We start from the raw sequence: 14,795 nt of genomic DNA on the forward strand, positions 1-14,795 counted from the left end.
ATCGCTGCCATGACCGCCATCGCCGCCGCGAAATCCCCGGCGCAGAACCGACTCGAAGCCTTTGTGCTCACCGCGCTGTTCCAGGGCCTGCCGACCATCGCCACTGTCGCGCTGATCTACAAGCTGATCGGCTTCCGCCCGATCGTCGGCCAGCCCTACGGCGCCGTCACCTTCGTCGCGATGGCCACGCTGTTTTATGGCTTGCTGACGCCCTGGCTCGCCGCCTGCTCCGAGCGGATCCGCGAGGCGGCCTACGAGCCGCTGTTCTACGACGCGACGCTGTCCTTCACCGACAAGATCACGCAATGGCTGATCCGGCCGAAGACCTCGCAGCAACTGCTGACGACGGTGATCATGATGTCGCTGCTGGCGGTGGTGGCGGCGAGCGTAACGTAGCACGCCGCGGGACCGGCCCGTGAACCTCATGCACTGGCAGGCGCGGACGATCGACGAACTGCACGGGCTGAAGCTGTTCTGGGGCACGATCTTCGCCGCTGTCTTCCTCTGCCTCGTTCTGGCGTTTGCAATCAGGGCGATCCGCTCGCGCGGCGTCAAGTATAACTGGCTCGCCGTGCTGGCGTCGTTCTCGGCGATCGGCTTGGTGATCTATCTGATGTTCTTTGTTCAGGTTTGAGCAATGCGGGATAGCGAAAATGGCCAAAACAAAGCCATTCGATGCGGCTGAATATCTCGATAGTCCCGAGATGATTGCAGCGTACCTCAACGAGGCATTCGAATCCGAAGACGCATCTGCAATCGCAATTGCCATCGGCGCTGTTGCACGCGCGCGCGGGATGAGCGCGGTGGCAGAAAAAGCCGGACTCTCGCGCGAGAATTTGTATCGGGCGCTGGGTGGGGAAGCGAAACCGGAGTTCAGCACCGTCATCAAGGTGCTTCACGCGCTCGGCATCGATCTGGTCGCGCAGCCTCAGGGAACGAAAGCCGCATAAACGAAAGCCGCATAGAAGGCCGACGCTCGTCAGCTGCGGTGCCCAGCCACGGACGTGAGCGACTTGTTCACCGCTTCTTCCACCCACCCCGTTTCCCCGGCGCACCCCCGCCGCTCCGCGGCGACGGCCCGAACTCCGGGCCCGACTGCCGCGAGTCCGTTGGCTGGATGATCCTGCTCGTGGTCCCGAACGGCTTTGCCGGCAGCGCGCCGTCGGGGCGGTAGGGCAGGGACTCCGGGCCGTGCATCTCGTCGAGATGCGGCTTGTGGACGCGCGAGCCGGTCTTGCCGCTGCGGCCGGCCTTGACCGCGGTCGCCGCAGCCTTGTTCTTCATCGCGCTGACGGGGAGGTTGGCGGCGTCGCCGTATTTCTTCGTGCCGGCGTAAGCGCCGGCCTGCTTCTGGACGCTGCGTTGTTTGGCGGTGGGATCGTCGACCACGGCCATCTCGGTGGCGCGGAGGCGTTTGACTTCGTCGCGGAGGCGGGCGGCTTCCTCGAAGTTCAGGTCGGCGGCGGCTTCGCGCATTCTGGTTTCGAGGTCGCTCAGCACCGCCTCGAAATTGTGGCCGATTGAGATCACATCGTCCGCCATGCCGCCGTCGCCGATCTCGACCAGCACGTGGTCGCGCTCGTAGACGGAGTTGAGGATGTCGCCGATCGATTTCTTCACGCTCTCTGGCGTGATGCCGTTGGCCTGATTGTATTCGACCTGCTTCTCGCGGCGGCGCGTGGTCTCGGCCATCGCGCGCTCCATCGAGCCGGTCATCTGGTCGGCATAGAGGATCACCTTGCCGTCGACGTTGCGCGCGGCGCGGCCGATGGTCTGGATCAGCGAGGTCTCGCTGCGCAGGAAACCTTCCTTGTCGGCGTCGAGGATCGCGACCAGCGCGCATTCGGGAATGTCGAGGCCTTCGCGCAGCAGGTTGATGCCGACCAGCGCGTCGAAGGCGCCCAGCCGAAGATCCCTGATGATCTCGATGCGCTCGATGGTGTCGATATCGCTGTGCATGTAGCGGACGCGGATGCCCTGCTCATGCAGATATTCGGTGAGATCCTCAGCCATGCGTTTTGTGAGAACCGTGATCAGCGAGCGATAGCCGGCAGCCGCGGTGGCGCGGACCTCGCCGACGAGATCGTCGACCTGGGTGCGGGCGGGGCGGATGTCGACGGGCGGATCAATCAGGCCGGTCGGGCGGATCACCTGCTCGGTGAACACGCCGCCAGACTCGTTCAGCTCCCAGCCGCTCGGCGTCGCCGACACCGCGACCGTCTGCGGCCGCATCATGTCCCATTCCTCGAAGCGGAGCGGGCGGTTGTCCATGCAGGAGGGCAGGCGGAAACCGTATTCGGCGAGCGTCGCCTTGCGGCGGAAGTCGCCGCGGAACATGCCGCCGATCTGCGGCACGGTGACGTGGCTCTCGTCGGCGAACACCAGCGCGTTGTCGGGCACGTATTCGAACAGCGTCGGCGGCGGCTCGCCGGGACGGCGGCCGGTGAGGTAGCGCGAATAGTTCTCGATGCCGGCGCAACTGCCGGTCGCTTCCATCATCTCGAGATCGAAGGTGGTGCGCTGCTCCAGCCGCTGCGCTTCCAGCAGGCGGCCCTGGTCGTTGAGCTGGTCGAGGCGCAGCTTCAGCTCCGACTTGATCGACTTGATCGCCTGCACCAGGGTGGGGCGCGGCGTCACATAGTGCGAGTTGGCGTACATCTTGATGAATTCGAGCTCGTCCTGCTTGTGGCCGGTGAGCGGATCGAACTCCTCGATGGTCTCGATGGTGTCGCCGAACAGGTTCACGCGCCAGGCGCGGTCTTCATAGTGCGCCGGGAAGATGTCGATGACGTCGCCGCGGACGCGGAAGGTGCCGCGGGTGAATTCAGCCTGGGTGCGCTTGTACTGCAGCGCGACGAGGTCGGCGATCAGCTGGCGCTGGTCGATGCGCTCGCCCTTCTTCAGCGCAAAGGTCATCGCGGTGTAGGTTTCGACCGAGCCGATACCGTAGATGCAGGAGACCGAGGCGACGATGATGACGTCGTCGCGCTCGAGCAGCGCGCGGGTGGCCGAGTGGCGCATGCGGTCGATCTGCTCGTTGATCGAGGAGTCCTTTTCGATGTACGTGTCCGTCCGCGGCACATACGCCTCGGGCTGGTAGTAGTCGTAATAGCTGACGAAATATTCCACCGCGTTGTCGGGGAAGAAGTTCTTGAACTCGCCATAGAGCTGGGCGGCCAGCGTCTTGTTCGGCGCGAGGATCAGCGCCGGGCGCTGCGTCGCCTCGATGACCTTCGCCATCGTGTAGGTCTTGCCCGAGCCGGTGACGCCGAGCAGCACCTGGGTGCGGTCGTTGCGGTTGATGCCCTCGACCAGCTCGGCGATCGCGGTCGGCTGGTCGCCGCGCGGCTCGTAGGACGATTTGATCTCGAAGCGGACGCCGCCTTCGCTCTTCTCCGGGCGTGGCGGGCGATGCGGGGTCCAGACCCGCGTCGAGCCGTCGTCCTTGCGGAACTCGGGGCGGCCCTCGCGGATCAGGTTTTCCAGGGCGTCGGCGGTCGCCTTGATGCCGAACGCTTCCATCTTGCTGCGCGGCGGCCGCGCCAGCGCCTCGTCGTCATCCTCGGCGGTCGGCAGCCCAAGCTGCCGCGCCAGCTCCGGATCGAGCGTCGGGATCGTGGCCGAGGTGCCGTAATTGGCCTGCGGCGCTTCCTCGAGTCCGGCCGCGTCGCGCTTGGCGACATCATCGCCGGCGCCGCGCGTCGACAGCCGCGCCCGATGCGCCGCCGCCTCGCCGCCGGCGCGGCGGTCCCAGGAATTATCCGGCGGTGGCTTCAGCCCGGTGCCCGAGCCCATGCCGGCATCGCCGCGGTTGATCGCGGGGTTCAGCAGTTCGGCGAGCGCCGGGCCGATCGGTTGGACGTCGGGCCTCGAGGCCTTAGAACTTGGCGCTTTGGATTTGGGGGATTTGCCGGGCTTTTTCGGAGTGCTTGGTGTCTTCGCCATGGGGCGAATATGGGACGAGTCCGCCGCTCAGGAAAGGGCGAATGCCTCGTCCGATTCACACTGCTGACAGCAGGTTGGCAGCAGGGTGTAGACCGTTTCACCTCTCCCCGCTCTTTCGCGGGGAGAGGTCGACGCCGGAGCGCAGCGCAGGCGGCGGGTGAGGGGCGTGGCGCGATGTCGCCGCGAATTCGAGGTTTGCCGGCTGGTCGGTCGAGGAGTCGGTCGGACCGTCCGTGTGGCAAGATTGTGCACGGCCCCTCACCCGAAATTCGCTCACGCGAATTTCGACCTCTCCCCGCTGAAGGGCGGGGAGAGGTGAAGAGAGGCGCGGCGCGAGTTACACCCGCGGCGTGTCGATGATGTCCAGGTGGATCCCGCCGCAGCCGTCGCAGCGGAGCGTCCAGTATTCGGCGCGGCCGGGGATGACGCGGAGCACGGCGAGCTCGCCGCTGCAGTCCGGACAGTGCGTGCGCACCTGCCGCGCGACAGGCAAGGGCTCGCATTCCACGGGTTCGCATTGCGGAACCAGCGTCAGCACGGCGCCGCCGATCAGGCCGACGCTTCGCTCAGCAAGCTCCTGCCGTAGCGCTGCTGGAACTGGTCGATGAGCGTCTTCGCGTCCGCGATCGCTGCATCCCGATCGGACCACGCAAAGCCGACTTCGAGCATCGGAAAAGAGATGCCATCGATGACGACCGGCCTTTGATCGGCTCGTAGAATCCTGGCGTGCCATTGCCCCTTCCCCGCTTCGAATGACTTGATCTCAAAACCGCCGTAGATCATTCGGTGACTCCGGGATTTCCCATTGTTTCCAATGGAAGCACGGCCTTGCCCGGCCAAATGTGAAGGAGATCACATTTGGCCGTTTATCTTTGTGCGGAGCAGCGATGGAACTCGGAGTGCGGGCAGCGGGCTACCGGCGGGCGGCAATGTGGTCGGCGAGATCAGCGGCGTCGTCGCCGACGCCTGACAGGAACGAGGACTTCATCTTCGACAGCCACTGCAGGCCGAGGAAATAGAGGCCCGATACCTCCGAGATGCCGTGGTGGTGTTTCGGCTCGCCCCGTTCATCCAGCACGGGAAGATCGATCCAGCCAAAGTCGAGGCCATAGCCGGTGGCCCAGATCACCGCGGAGATGCCGGAGGCCGCGAGGTCGAGACGCTGCAAGGGTGCGGTGACGCAGGGCGGGTCGGGCAGGGTGCTGCGGGCATCGGGATCCCCGGGCAGGTCGAGGCCGCGCCGCTGCACAAAGTCGTCCACCATCGTCAGGAAGGTGGTGTAGACGAGATCGCCCTCCGCAAGGTTTTGGGCAAGGCCGGGCGCGATCTGGAGCACGCTATCGCGCGCGGCGTTGAGGTGCCCGACCAGCGTCATGCCGTCAGCCGCGAAGCGGCGAAAATCGATGGTGCGGCCGCCATAGGCGCCTGAAATCACCGGGCCCAGCGCCGAGGCGCCGCGCTGCTCGACCGGCGTCTGGTCGATGCCCATCTCGGCGAGCCACCAGAACAGGTCGCGGCCGCGGTAGCGGCGCGGCAGCCGGCGGTGGCGTCCGACCGAGAGAGTGACACGTCGTCCGGCGCGCAACAGCTCTTCGGCAATCTGCGCGCCCGACGCGCCGGCGCCGACCACCAGCACGGCGCCCGGCGGAAGCTGCTCGGGATTCCTGTAATGCGCGGCATGGACCTGAAACACGGGATGGCCGCGCAACAGGTCCGGCACCAGACCGCGCTGATAGGGGCCGGTGGCGACGACGACGTTGTCGGCTTCGATCGTGCCGTCGGAGGTTTCCGCGACAAAGCCGCCGTCGCGCGACCGCAGCTTCGTCACTTCGACGCCGCAGCGGATCGGCGGATCGACGAAGGCGGCGTAGTCCTCGATGAACTTGATGATATCAGCCGTGTCGGAGAACGCGTCGGGATCGTGATGCGGAAATGGAAACTCCGGCAGCCGCACCGACCAGTTCGGAAACTGGAACATCAGCCCGTCCCAACGCTCGCTGCGCCAGCGCTCGGCGATGCGATGGCGCTCCAGCACGAGATGGTCGATGCCGCGCTGTTTCAGGCGGTGGCTCATGGTCAGCCCGGCCTGGCCGCCGCCGATCACCAGCGTATGGATTCGTTCAACCGGCATGGCGTGCGCCCTTGCGCCGCGCCGCGGGCTCTGCCGCCGCGCGGATGATCCAGCGGCGGAAGGCGGCGAAATCGCGCTCCTGGGTGCGGAAGCCGCGATAGACCAGGTACCAGCGCATGTCCTTCGGGACACTGAGCGCGAACGGCGCCACCAGGCGGCCGGCGGCGAGGTCGTCGTCGATATAGGGCCGGATGCCCATCGCGACGCCGAGGCCGTCGATCGCGGCCTGCAGCGCCTGGCCGTAGAACTGGAATTCCTGGCCGCGCGCCGTGATGCGCGTGTGGCCTGCGGCCTTCAGCCAGGACGGCCAGTCGTCGGGCGAATGCGCAACACGAATCAGATTCGGCCCCTTGAGATCGGCGGGGCGCTTCAGGCCGTTGGCGAGCCGCGCCGTGCAGACCGGCAGCAGGTCCGCGGCGAACAGCGGCTCGGCGACAAAACCCGGCCAGTCGCCATTGCCGAGCTTGACGCCGCAGCCCCAGTCGTCGCCGAACGGCGCCGCAGCCCCGCCGGTGGTGATGCGCACCTCGATGTCGGGCTCTTCTTTCCGGAATTCGGCGAGCCGCGGGATCAGCCACTTCATCGCGAACGTCGGGCCGACGCCGATGGTCAGCGCACGCACGCTCGACGGCGCCGTGACCTGCGCGGTGAGGCTCGCCAGCGCATCGAAGATCGGCGTCAGCCCGCTCTGATAGGCGCGCCCGGCCGGTGTGGTGACGAGCTTGTTGGCCTTGCGCTCGAACAGCGCGACGCCGAGCCGGTCTTCGAGCAGATGCACCATGCGGCTGATCGCGGCCGCCGAGACATTGAGCTCGTGGCCGGCCGCCGCAAAGCTGCCGGTGCGCGCCGCCGCCTCGAATGCCTTGATGCCGTTGAGAAAGAGCAGCCGCCGCATGGACCCTCAGGAAAGCTGATGCAAGGGCAAGATATCTCAGTTTGCGCGGGTGGGACAAGCGCGGCACTAATGTTTGCAGAGTTGCTTGAAATCGGTCCGAGGCCTTCGCCTCTCCCCCGCGTGCGGGAGAGGCCGGATCGCATCGCAAGATGCGATCCGGGTGAGGGGGAGTCTCCACGAGTCCAACTGTCAGCTCCCTCGCGGAGAGCCCCCCTCATCCTGACCTTCTCCCCGCAAGCGGGGAGAAGGGAAAGAGTGTGCTCGCGGCTCGAGTTGGACCGCCTAACGCAGGAGAAGTTTTCGTGTCGGCGCTTCTGATCGCTTCCCTCGGCGCCCTGATGGTCGCCACCGCCTTCCTGTCGGGACTGTTCGGCATGGCCGGCGGGCTGATCCTGATCGGCGTGCTGCTCGCGATCCTGCCGCTGCCCTCGGCGATGGTGCTGCACGCGATCACGCAGATGGCCTCCAACGGCTGGCGTGCCCTGCTGTGGCGGGCGCATATCCGCTGGCGGCCGGTCGGCGTCTACCTGATCGGCTGCGCGCTGGCGCTCGCGCTGTGGTCGCTGACCCGCTACGTGCCGGACAAGCCGATGGCGCTGCTGCTGCTCGGCGTCACCCCGTTCATGGCGCGGCTGATGCCCAGGAGCATCAAGCCCAATCCCGACAGCCTCTGGCAGGGCACGTTCTACGGCTCGATCTGCATGGGGCTGATGCTGATGACCGGCGTCTCCGGCCCGCTGATGGACACCTACTTCCTCGGCGGCAACTACGACCGGCGCGAGACGGTCGCGACAAAGGCGACCTGCCAGGTCGCGAGCCATCTGACAAAACTGATCTACTTCGGCGGCATCATCGACCAGGCGGCGTCGCTCGATCCGGCGCTGGCGGCGGTTGCGGTGGCGGCCTCGATGCTCGGCACCTCGCTGGCGCGGCGCATTTTGGAAGCGATGAGCGACCAGCAGTTCCGCACCTGGGCCAACCGGATCATCACCACGGTCGCCAGCTACTACGTGCTTTATGCCGGCTGGCTGCTGTTCGCGCAGAACACCGCGCTGGCGCAGTAAACATGATGCAAAGAGGAGAGGAGCCATGGCGGAGACGACGGACGCATTGGTGCTCGATCTCGTCGAATGGATCGCGCGCGAGCCGCGGTCCTATGCCGAGGTGCTGGAGGTCTGGCGCACCTCGTGCCCGCGGCTGACGATCTGGGAAGACGCCGTCGACCGCGGCTATGTCGTGCGCCGGCCGTCGGTGGAAGGCATCAAGGTGACGGTGACCGAGGGCGGCGAGCAGTTCTTGCGCGCGCACGGCCGCTTTCATTGACGGAATTGCCTGCGACAATTTGAACCCGGCGGCGCCGGGCGGCCACCAACAAGCCTGGAGGGCCGCCATGACATCTCGAACTTTTGTTCCGCAACGATCCGGGCTGTTGATCGTTGCGCTTGCGCTGACGCTGTCGTTCTCGGCACGCGCCTTCGCGGCCGACGCCGCCGAGCGGCCCTACGATCCGCCGGTCGGCAGCAAATGGCTGATCGAGTCCGAGACCAGGAGCGACGACCAGCGGCCCGACAGCGCCCGCGCCTCGCTCACCAGGATGCGGGCCGAACTGACCATCGACGAAAGGACCGCCGACGGCTTTCGCATCACCTATGTCAACCGCGGCGCAGAGATCGAGGGCAACGACAAGATGCTGCCGCTGGTGCGCTCGGCGATCTCGGCGCTGAAAGACGTCCCGATCCATGCCACCACCGACCGCGCCGGCAAGCCGGTGCGGGTCGACAATCTCGACGAGGCCAAGGCCGCGCTGCGCAACGCCGTGACCAGCCTGACCGCGCCGTTCCGCGACAAGCCGGAGCTCGCCGCCGTGATGACGCAGATGATGGCTGGGCTGATCGAGGTCGATGCCGACAAGGCCGCCGCCAGCTATCTGGAGGAGATGCCGCTGCTGGCGCGGGCGCAGATGACCGGCATGAAGCTGCATGAGATCAGGCGCTCGACCAACGAGGCCGCCAATCCGCTCGGCGGCAGCGGCGGGCTGAAGTCCAACACCGCGTTCGAATTGACCGAGCTCGATGCCGCGACCGGCCGCCGCATGTTCACCGCGACGACCTCCTACGACGTCGCTTCGATGAAGGATTTCATGCAGTCAGTCTCCAAGAAGCTGATGGCCGCCGCCGGAAGCGGGGTGACGCCGGGGCAGATCGACAGCCTGGTGAAGGACATGGTGCTCTCGCTCGACGAGCGCACGGTGTTCGAGGTCGAGGACGGCATCACGCGGAAGGTGAGGGAGAAGTCGGTGACCGCGGCGCGCGCGCTCGGTCACAACATGCAGAAGACCGAGGAGCGCACCATCACGGTGACGCGGGTGCCGTGAGCTTGCAAAAGCAGCCGGTTGATCAGCGGCGGCCGGCCGTCGCCAAAAATTCCTGCACGGAGCGTGGCACTTCGTCGTATTCGGGGAACTGACGGCGCAGCTCGTCGCCGATGTCGACGGTCACGTCGCGCGACCAGCCCTCCGTGGTATTGAAGGCGATAATCCGCACCGGATGGCTGTAATGGTCTTCCAGGAGGCGGCGGATCAGGGTTTCGCGGTCGGTGCCTTCCTCGTCCACCTCGCACCAGGCACGCCCGAGCCGGCCAAAATCGTTCAGCACGAGATAAACGTCGTGATCGGCACCGCGCGGCACGATGGACGGGGAGCGAGGCATGACGTTCAGCTCCGTGCTGGGGGGAAGGCGTTGCGATTTGATAGTTTCATGCGGCGCGGTCGCAACGCAATGAAGCGATCTCGGAAATTCCGAGGTATGTCGCGTGGCTAGTAGCTGATAGCGCAACACCTGGTGCATAGTGATCGCGCGGACCGGCCCCGGTCCAAAGCAAGGAAGCCCGGGCCTCAGCTCCGCAGCCCCGAGCTGAGGCCTCTTCCTTGCGAAGCGCGCTGCCCACAGCCGGAGTGATGTCGTCGTGCTAGCGTACCGATCCCGATGACCCTGCAATTCCACCCTGCCGTCACGCACATGGACATCTGGAGCGGGAGCAGTGGAGATTTTTCTTTCGTGATCACCTATGAGACCCCCGCCGGGGCAGGCTTTCACGGCCGCGAGGGCTATGTGGCGTCATGGCGCCCGCTTGATCCGGGCAGCGGCGCGATCAGGATTGGCGGTTCGCCCTTCAAAACGCTCGCCGAGGCCGAGGACGCGTGCAACGCCGTGCTGGAACATCTGACGGGGCAGGCTGATTAGCGGCGTGTTACCGCCCCGGCGCGGTGAGCCTTGGTCTGATGATCTCCACCATCCGCTCCGCCGAGGTGCCCGGTGGGAAGAAGCCGAGATAATTGCCGTCGCGGTCCATCAGGTAGATGTAGGCGGTATGGTCGACCGAGTAGTCGCCGTCCTTCAGCGGCACCTTCGCGTAATAGACCTTGTAGGCATCCGCGACTTTCCGAACCTCCGCCGCGCTGCCGGTGAGACCGATCAGGCGTGGATGAAACAGCGGGACATACTCCGCAAGATGTTCTGCCGTGTCGCGCTCGGGATCGACGGTGATGAAGATCGGCTGCACGTTCCCGGCGTCCGGGCCAAGCTTGTCGAGCGCAAGCCCGATTGCCTGCAGGTCGGTCGGGCACACGTCGGGGCAGGTGGTGAAGCCGAAATAGACCAGCATCAGTTTGCCGCGAAAATCCTCATTCGTCCGCGCATGGCCGGCCTGGTCGGTCAGCGCGAAGGGGCCGCCGACCGGCTCCCGATTCCACATCAGGATGTCCATGATCTCGGCCGCCGAGCGCGTCGGCGGCGCGGGCTCGGCGGCAAGCACCGGTGCCAGCGTCAGCCACAGGCCGACGCCAGCGTACGCGATCGCGCGCAACATCACAGGCCGAAGGAGAGGCGACTGCCCGTCGTGGTGACCAGCACCTTGTCGCCCATCTGCGCGGTCGCCTCCTGCACGAAGTTGAGCCCGCTGCAATGCATCGGGATCACCACGTCAGGCTCGAGCTTCTTGACCTCGGCGACGACCTCCTTGAGATAGTCCGTCGGCGCGGGTCCGAGATGGAAGCCGCCGACGATGGCGTGCACCTTCTGGATGCCCGAGACCTCCTGCGCCTGCTTCACCGAATTGACGATGCCGACATGGCCGCAGGACGAGATCACGACGAGACCAAAATCCTTCACATTGAAGCAGGTCGCGTGCTCGTGGATGTGCTCGTCGGGCACGATCTTGCCCTCCATCTCCGCGGGCAGATAATGGCTGGCGTTGCAGCCGAGCCCGTCCTTCATGGAGAATTCGACCCAGGTCTGCGGCAGGATGCGCTCGATGCTGCGGCGGGTGATCTTGCCGGTGGTGAAGGCGTGGCCGGCGATCACGGTCGGCTGCTCGCACAGCACGGTGGTGACGCGTTGGGCGGCGAGCTTGCGGCGATCCAGCGTGCCGAAATCGGTGAACTGGCCTTTCGTGGGGGTCGCGGCGACGCGATGGCAGAAATTGTCCTCGCCGCCGGCATAGAGCTTCACATCGGCCGGCAGCTTGTCGCGGAATTTGTCGAGGAAGCCGGTGAGGCCGCCGAAATGGTCGTAATGGCCGTGGCTGACGATCAGACCATCGAGCTTGGACGGATCGACGCCGACCAGTTCCATGTTGTTGAGCAGCACGTCAGGCGTGTAGCCGTAGTCCAGCATCAGCGTGCGCTGGGCGCCCGCGGCCTGCGACTCCAGCCAGAGCGACAGGCCCCATTCATTGTGCAGCGAGCGCTGGTAGTCGGCGCCGCGCGCTGCCGGCGCGATCGAAACGCCACCCGCCTGCTTCGGCTTGAAGAACGCGTCGAACGAGGAATCGACCAGCACCTTGATCTGGAGCTTGTCGACCGTCGGCACCGCGATCGGTGCCGCACTGGCAACCTCGACGCAGGTGAATGCGCCCGTCGCTGCAGCGCCCGCGAGCGCCGCTGAGCCCTTCAGAAAATCACGACGATCCAAATCGCTTGCCATGAAAACCTCCCCTTGAAAATCCCCTGCGAGAGGAAGCCTAGGAGCAATCGGGGAACGGCTCAATCCGATCAATGCACACGCTGCCGATCACATTCGCGCGCGGTGCAGGGCTGGCAGCATTGACTTGACCACGGCTTCCACCCAGACTTCATGCAATCGCATCTTCTTCTGCGATGCACACTTTCCTCAGCCTCAGCAGGATCGTCTCCATGATCGACCTCCATTACTGGACCACGCCGAACGGCCACAAGATCACGATGTTCCTCGAAGAGACGGGGCTCAATTACAAGATCATCCCGGTGCAGATCGGCAAGGGCGAACAGTTCAAGCCGGAATTCCTGCAGATCGCGCCGAACAACCGGATCCCAGCCATCGTCGATCACGCGCCGAAGGGCGGCGGCAAGCCGATCTCTCTGTTCGAGTCCGGCGCGATCCTGCTGTATCTCGCCGAGAAGACCGGCAAATTCCTCTCCAGCGAATTCTACAGCCGCTATGACGCGATCCAGTGGACGTTCTGGCAGATGGGCGGGCTCGGGCCGATGGCCGGCCAGAACCACCACTTCCGCAACTACGCGGTGGAGAAGCTGCAATATGCGATCGACCGCTACGTCAACGAGACCAACCGCCTCTACGGCGTGCTCAACAAGCGCCTGTCGGACCGCGAGTTCATCGCCGGCGACTATTCGATCGCGGACATGGCGAGCTATCCCTGGGTGGTGCCCTACAAGAACCAGGGCCAGGAGATCGACGACTTTCCGCATCTGAAGCGCTGGCTGGAGACCATCGGCCAGCGCCCCGCCACGATCCGCGCCTACGCCAAGGCGAAGGAAGTCAACCCGAACTTCGGCCAGCCGGTGAACCGCACCGAGGAAGAGCGGAAGATATTGTTCGGGCAGACCGCGTCCGTGGTGCGGTAGGTCGCTGCATCATTCGGTCCCGTAGGGTGGCAAAGGCGCGCTTGCGCCGTGCCCACCATTCTCGGCGTGCTCGTGATGGTGGGCACGTCGCTACGCTCCTTTGCCCACCCTACTTCTTCCACGCCGCTAACCCTCGGCGAGATGGCAGGGCGCGGAAGGCCAAGCCCGCGCGTTGACAGACGTGACACGCCTTGGCATGTTCCTGGCGCTGCATGTAGGGCGCATCGGCGTTCCGCCGAAGGGGCAATGCCCACCTACGCAATGCCCACCCTCGTGGTGTCAACCGTAGCTGCGCCCATGCCCAATCTCGAAAACCTTCGCAAACAAGCCAAGCTCATCCTGCGCTGGCATCGCGACCACCACTATCCGGTCGCGGCCCGGATCAGGGCGGGCCTGCCCCGTTTCGGCCGGATGACCGATCCTGAAATCCTGTCGCACAGTTTCAAGCTGAACGACGCGCAGGAATTGGTTGCCCGGCAGAACGGCTTTGAGAGCTGGCAGGCGCTCAAAACAGGACTCTTGACCATGTCCGATCATGCAGACGTGCTTTCGACCACCAAACCCGTCATCACCGCCGCCGAGCCACAGCTGTTCGTCGCCGACATCAAGGCCTCGTGCGACTTCTTCACCGGCAAGCTAGGCTTTGCCATCGTCTTCACCTATGGCGAACCGCCGTTCTATGCGCAGGTCGCGCGCGACGCGGCAAAGCTCAATCTGCGTTGTGTGAAGATGCCATTGATCGACGCTGCGCTGCGTGATGGCGAGGAACTGCTGGCCGCCTCGCTCACGGTCGCGACCGCGGACGAGATCAAGCAACTGTTCCTGGCGTATCAGGCGGCGGGCGTGACGTTCTTCCAGATGCTGAAGCGTCAGCCGTGGGGTGCAAAGGATTTCGTCGTGAAGGATGTGGACGGCAATCTGCTGCTGTTTGCGGGACCGGGCGAGTAACGCTCCGTCATTGCGAGGAGTCGTAGGGTGGGCAAAGGCGCGCTTGCGCCGTGCCCACCATTCTCGGCGTGCTCGCGATGGTGGGCACGTCGCTACGCTCCTTTGCCCACCCTACTTCTTGTCATGACCGCGCGCTTCGCACACACTGGCGCCATGACACTCAAACTCTACGAACTCGTCGGCACCGACACCGCCGCTCCCTTCAGCCCGTTCTGCTGGCGCATACGGATGGCGCTGGCGCATAAGGGGCTGGTGGCGGAGACCATTCCCTGGTGCTTCACCGACAAGGCGGCGATCGCGCCGCATGGATCGGAGAAAGTGCCGGTGCTGCTCGACGGCGAGCGGGCGGTCGTCGATTCCTGGACCATCGCCAACTATCTCGAGGACACCTATCCGGATCGTCCGTCGCTGTTCGGCGGCGAGGGCGGCCGCGCCATGGCGCGCATGCTGAACTGGTGGGGCGACGGCGTGATCGGCGGCATGTTTCCGCTGATCATCGCGGACATCCCGCTCAATCTGAAGCCGGAGGACGCCGCTTACTTCCGCAAGACGCGTGAGGCGCGCTTCGGCCGCAAGCTGGAAGAGATCATGGCGACCCGCGACAGCGCGGTCGAGGGCTTTCGCAAGTCGCTCGATCCGTTGCGGCTGACCTTGAAGACACAGGCCTTCCTCGGCGGCGCCACGCCGAACTATGCCGATTACATCGTGTTCGGCGCGTTCCAATGGGCGCGAGTGGTGAGCCCGTTCAAGCTGTTGAGCAAAGAGGATCCCGTCTACGCCTGGCGCGAGCGGCTGCTCGATGCGTTCGATGGGATGGCACGGAAGTCGCGGAGCTATCATGGCTGATCGGCGCTATTCGCTGGCCTGGCCGCATAACCCGCCTCGCCATCGCGAGGAGTCGTAGATTCCATGGGCGGTGAGCGTGGCCTCTCCGATAGGTTTGGGTTTCCACACTCGAACCCACGGAGAGTCAGATG

Annotated in this window: 18 protein-coding genes; 10 read left to right on the forward strand and 8 right to left on the reverse strand. The window is 65.3% G+C overall.

The window, feature by feature from the left end:
• The first annotated feature begins 9 nt into the window (after positions 1-9).
• Genes JQ604_RS39870 through JQ604_RS39880 form a run of 3 tightly spaced genes read left to right on the forward strand, consistent with a single transcriptional unit; the run spans position 10 to position 950 of the window.
• Entirely contained in the window at positions 10-396 is a 387-nt protein-coding gene (locus JQ604_RS39870) for a hypothetical protein (RefSeq protein ID WP_212366234.1), read from the forward strand.
• A 19-nt stretch (positions 397-415) separates the two neighbouring features.
• Positions 416-634: a hypothetical protein gene (locus JQ604_RS39875; protein WP_212366235.1), complete on the forward strand. Its 219-nt coding sequence runs from the start codon at positions 416-418 to the stop codon at positions 632-634.
• A gap of 19 nt (positions 635-653) precedes the next feature.
• On the forward strand, positions 654-950 hold the full coding sequence (locus JQ604_RS39880) for an addiction module antidote protein (RefSeq protein ID WP_212366236.1): 297 nt from the start codon (positions 654-656) through the stop codon (positions 948-950).
• A 67-nt stretch (positions 951-1,017) separates the two neighbouring features.
• Here the strand turns inward: JQ604_RS39880 and uvrB are convergent, their stop codons facing one another.
• The 5 genes from uvrB to JQ604_RS39905 all read right to left on the reverse strand — a co-directional run bounded on the left by uvrB (position 1,018) and on the right by JQ604_RS39905 (position 6,971).
• Entirely contained in the window at positions 1,018-3,945 is a 2,928-nt protein-coding gene (gene uvrB, locus JQ604_RS39885) for an excinuclease ABC subunit UvrB (RefSeq protein ID WP_212366237.1), read from the reverse strand.
• A 337-nt stretch (positions 3,946-4,282) separates the two neighbouring features.
• Complete coding sequence (locus tag JQ604_RS39890; protein ID WP_212366253.1) at positions 4,283-4,483, reverse strand: hypothetical protein; 201 nt, start codon at positions 4,481-4,483, stop codon at positions 4,283-4,285.
• A gap of 11 nt (positions 4,484-4,494) precedes the next feature.
• Positions 4,495-4,728: a hypothetical protein gene (locus JQ604_RS39895; RefSeq protein ID WP_212366238.1), complete on the reverse strand. Its 234-nt coding sequence runs from the start codon at positions 4,726-4,728 to the stop codon at positions 4,495-4,497.
• A gap of 130 nt (positions 4,729-4,858) precedes the next feature.
• Positions 4,859-6,076, reverse strand: coding sequence for an NAD(P)-binding domain-containing protein (locus JQ604_RS39900; protein WP_212366239.1), 1,218 nt, complete (start codon positions 6,074-6,076; stop codon positions 4,859-4,861).
• A complete protein-coding gene (locus JQ604_RS39905; RefSeq protein ID WP_212366240.1) occupies positions 6,066-6,971 on the reverse strand; it encodes a LysR substrate-binding domain-containing protein in 906 nt (301 codons plus the stop codon). The genes JQ604_RS39900 and JQ604_RS39905 overlap by 11 nt, the downstream gene beginning before the upstream one ends.
• Before the next feature lie 338 nt (positions 6,972-7,309).
• Between JQ604_RS39905 and JQ604_RS39910 the strand changes: the two genes are divergently transcribed.
• From JQ604_RS39910 to JQ604_RS39920, 3 genes are all read left to right on the forward strand, one after another.
• Positions 7,310-8,035: a sulfite exporter TauE/SafE family protein gene (locus tag JQ604_RS39910; protein WP_249159390.1), complete on the forward strand. Its 726-nt coding sequence runs from the start codon at positions 7,310-7,312 to the stop codon at positions 8,033-8,035.
• 25 nt (positions 8,036-8,060) lie between these two features.
• On the forward strand, positions 8,061-8,294 hold the full coding sequence (locus tag JQ604_RS39915) for a hypothetical protein (protein WP_212366242.1): 234 nt from the start codon (positions 8,061-8,063) through the stop codon (positions 8,292-8,294).
• Positions 8,295-8,361: 67 nt separating this feature from the next.
• The gene (locus tag JQ604_RS39920) at positions 8,362-9,345 is read left to right on the forward strand and encodes a hypothetical protein (RefSeq protein ID WP_212366243.1); all 984 of its coding nucleotides are present in this window, start codon (positions 8,362-8,364) and stop codon (positions 9,343-9,345) included.
• Positions 9,346-9,367: 22 nt separating this feature from the next.
• On the opposite strand, the gene JQ604_RS39925 is transcribed toward JQ604_RS39920, so the two are convergent.
• Positions 9,368-9,679 carry a hypothetical protein gene (locus JQ604_RS39925; RefSeq protein ID WP_212366244.1) on the reverse strand — a complete coding sequence of 104 codons (312 nt, stop codon included), beginning with the start codon at positions 9,677-9,679 and terminating at the stop codon, positions 9,368-9,370.
• A 276-nt stretch (positions 9,680-9,955) separates the two neighbouring features.
• Between JQ604_RS39925 and JQ604_RS39930 the strand changes: the two genes are divergently transcribed.
• The gene (locus JQ604_RS39930) at positions 9,956-10,213 is read left to right on the forward strand and encodes a hypothetical protein (protein ID WP_212366245.1); all 258 of its coding nucleotides are present in this window, start codon (positions 9,956-9,958) and stop codon (positions 10,211-10,213) included.
• A gap of 7 nt (positions 10,214-10,220) precedes the next feature.
• On the opposite strand, the gene JQ604_RS39935 is transcribed toward JQ604_RS39930, so the two are convergent.
• Positions 10,221-10,838 carry an SCO family protein gene (locus JQ604_RS39935; protein ID WP_212366246.1) on the reverse strand — a complete coding sequence of 206 codons (618 nt, stop codon included), beginning with the start codon at positions 10,836-10,838 and terminating at the stop codon, positions 10,221-10,223.
• Positions 10,838-11,953: an MBL fold metallo-hydrolase gene (locus JQ604_RS39940; RefSeq protein WP_212366247.1), complete on the reverse strand. Its 1,116-nt coding sequence runs from the start codon at positions 11,951-11,953 to the stop codon at positions 10,838-10,840. Before JQ604_RS39940 ends, JQ604_RS39935 begins: the two co-directional genes overlap by 1 nt.
• Positions 11,954-12,162: 209 nt before the next feature.
• On the opposite strand from JQ604_RS39940, the gene JQ604_RS39945 reads away from it, so the two are divergent.
• From JQ604_RS39945 to JQ604_RS39955, 3 genes are all read left to right on the forward strand, one after another.
• The gene (locus JQ604_RS39945) at positions 12,163-12,870 is read left to right on the forward strand and encodes a glutathione binding-like protein (RefSeq protein ID WP_212366248.1); all 708 of its coding nucleotides are present in this window, start codon (positions 12,163-12,165) and stop codon (positions 12,868-12,870) included.
• A gap of 297 nt (positions 12,871-13,167) precedes the next feature.
• The gene (locus JQ604_RS39950; protein ID WP_212366249.1) at positions 13,168-13,818 is read left to right on the forward strand and encodes a VOC family protein; all 651 of its coding nucleotides are present in this window, start codon (positions 13,168-13,170) and stop codon (positions 13,816-13,818) included.
• A 153-nt stretch (positions 13,819-13,971) separates the two neighbouring features.
• Positions 13,972-14,664 (forward strand): glutathione S-transferase family protein, encoded by a 693-nt coding sequence (locus JQ604_RS39955; protein ID WP_212366250.1) that lies wholly within the window; start codon positions 13,972-13,974, stop codon positions 14,662-14,664.
• Positions 14,665-14,795 lie beyond the last annotated feature (131 nt).

The organism is Bradyrhizobium jicamae (genome assembly GCF_018130695.1).
Lineage (GTDB): Bacteria > Pseudomonadota > Alphaproteobacteria > Rhizobiales > Xanthobacteraceae > Bradyrhizobium > Bradyrhizobium jicamae_B.

What these genes read in the sequence shown, in the direction of transcription:
- JQ604_RS39945 (WP_212366248.1), top strand. Translation starts at nt 12,163, where the DNA reads ATGATCGACCTCCATTACTGGACCACGCCGAACGGCCACAAGATCACG.
- JQ604_RS39880 (WP_212366236.1), top strand. Translation starts at nt 654, where the DNA reads ATGGCCAAAACAAAGCCATTCGATGCGGCTGAATATCTCGATAGTCCC.
- JQ604_RS39955 (WP_212366250.1), top strand. Translation starts at nt 13,972, where the DNA reads ATGACACTCAAACTCTACGAACTCGTCGGCACCGACACCGCCGCTCCC.
- JQ604_RS39905 (WP_212366240.1), bottom strand. Translation starts at nt 6,971, where the DNA reads ATGCGGCGGCTGCTCTTTCTCAACGGCATCAAGGCATTCGAGGCGGCG.
- JQ604_RS39940 (WP_212366247.1), bottom strand. Translation starts at nt 11,953, where the DNA reads ATGGCAAGCGATTTGGATCGTCGTGATTTTCTGAAGGGCTCAGCGGCG.
- JQ604_RS39935 (WP_212366246.1), bottom strand. Translation starts at nt 10,838, where the DNA reads ATGTTGCGCGCGATCGCGTACGCTGGCGTCGGCCTGTGGCTGACGCTG.
- JQ604_RS39925 (WP_212366244.1), bottom strand. Translation starts at nt 9,679, where the DNA reads ATGCCTCGCTCCCCGTCCATCGTGCCGCGCGGTGCCGATCACGACGTT.
- JQ604_RS39920 (WP_212366243.1), top strand. Translation starts at nt 8,362, where the DNA reads ATGACATCTCGAACTTTTGTTCCGCAACGATCCGGGCTGTTGATCGTT.
- JQ604_RS39895 (WP_212366238.1), bottom strand. Translation starts at nt 4,728, where the DNA reads ATGATCTACGGCGGTTTTGAGATCAAGTCATTCGAAGCGGGGAAGGGG.
- JQ604_RS39915 (WP_212366242.1), top strand. Translation starts at nt 8,061, where the DNA reads ATGGCGGAGACGACGGACGCATTGGTGCTCGATCTCGTCGAATGGATC.
- JQ604_RS39900 (WP_212366239.1), bottom strand. Translation starts at nt 6,076, where the DNA reads ATGCCGGTTGAACGAATCCATACGCTGGTGATCGGCGGCGGCCAGGCC.
- JQ604_RS39870 (WP_212366234.1), top strand. Translation starts at nt 10, where the DNA reads ATGACCGCCATCGCCGCCGCGAAATCCCCGGCGCAGAACCGACTCGAA.
- JQ604_RS39910 (WP_249159390.1), top strand. Translation starts at nt 7,310, where the DNA reads ATGGTCGCCACCGCCTTCCTGTCGGGACTGTTCGGCATGGCCGGCGGG.
- uvrB (WP_212366237.1), bottom strand. Translation starts at nt 3,945, where the DNA reads ATGGCGAAGACACCAAGCACTCCGAAAAAGCCCGGCAAATCCCCCAAA.
- JQ604_RS39930 (WP_212366245.1), top strand. Translation starts at nt 9,956, where the DNA reads ATGACCCTGCAATTCCACCCTGCCGTCACGCACATGGACATCTGGAGC.
- JQ604_RS39950 (WP_212366249.1), top strand. Translation starts at nt 13,168, where the DNA reads ATGCCCAATCTCGAAAACCTTCGCAAACAAGCCAAGCTCATCCTGCGC.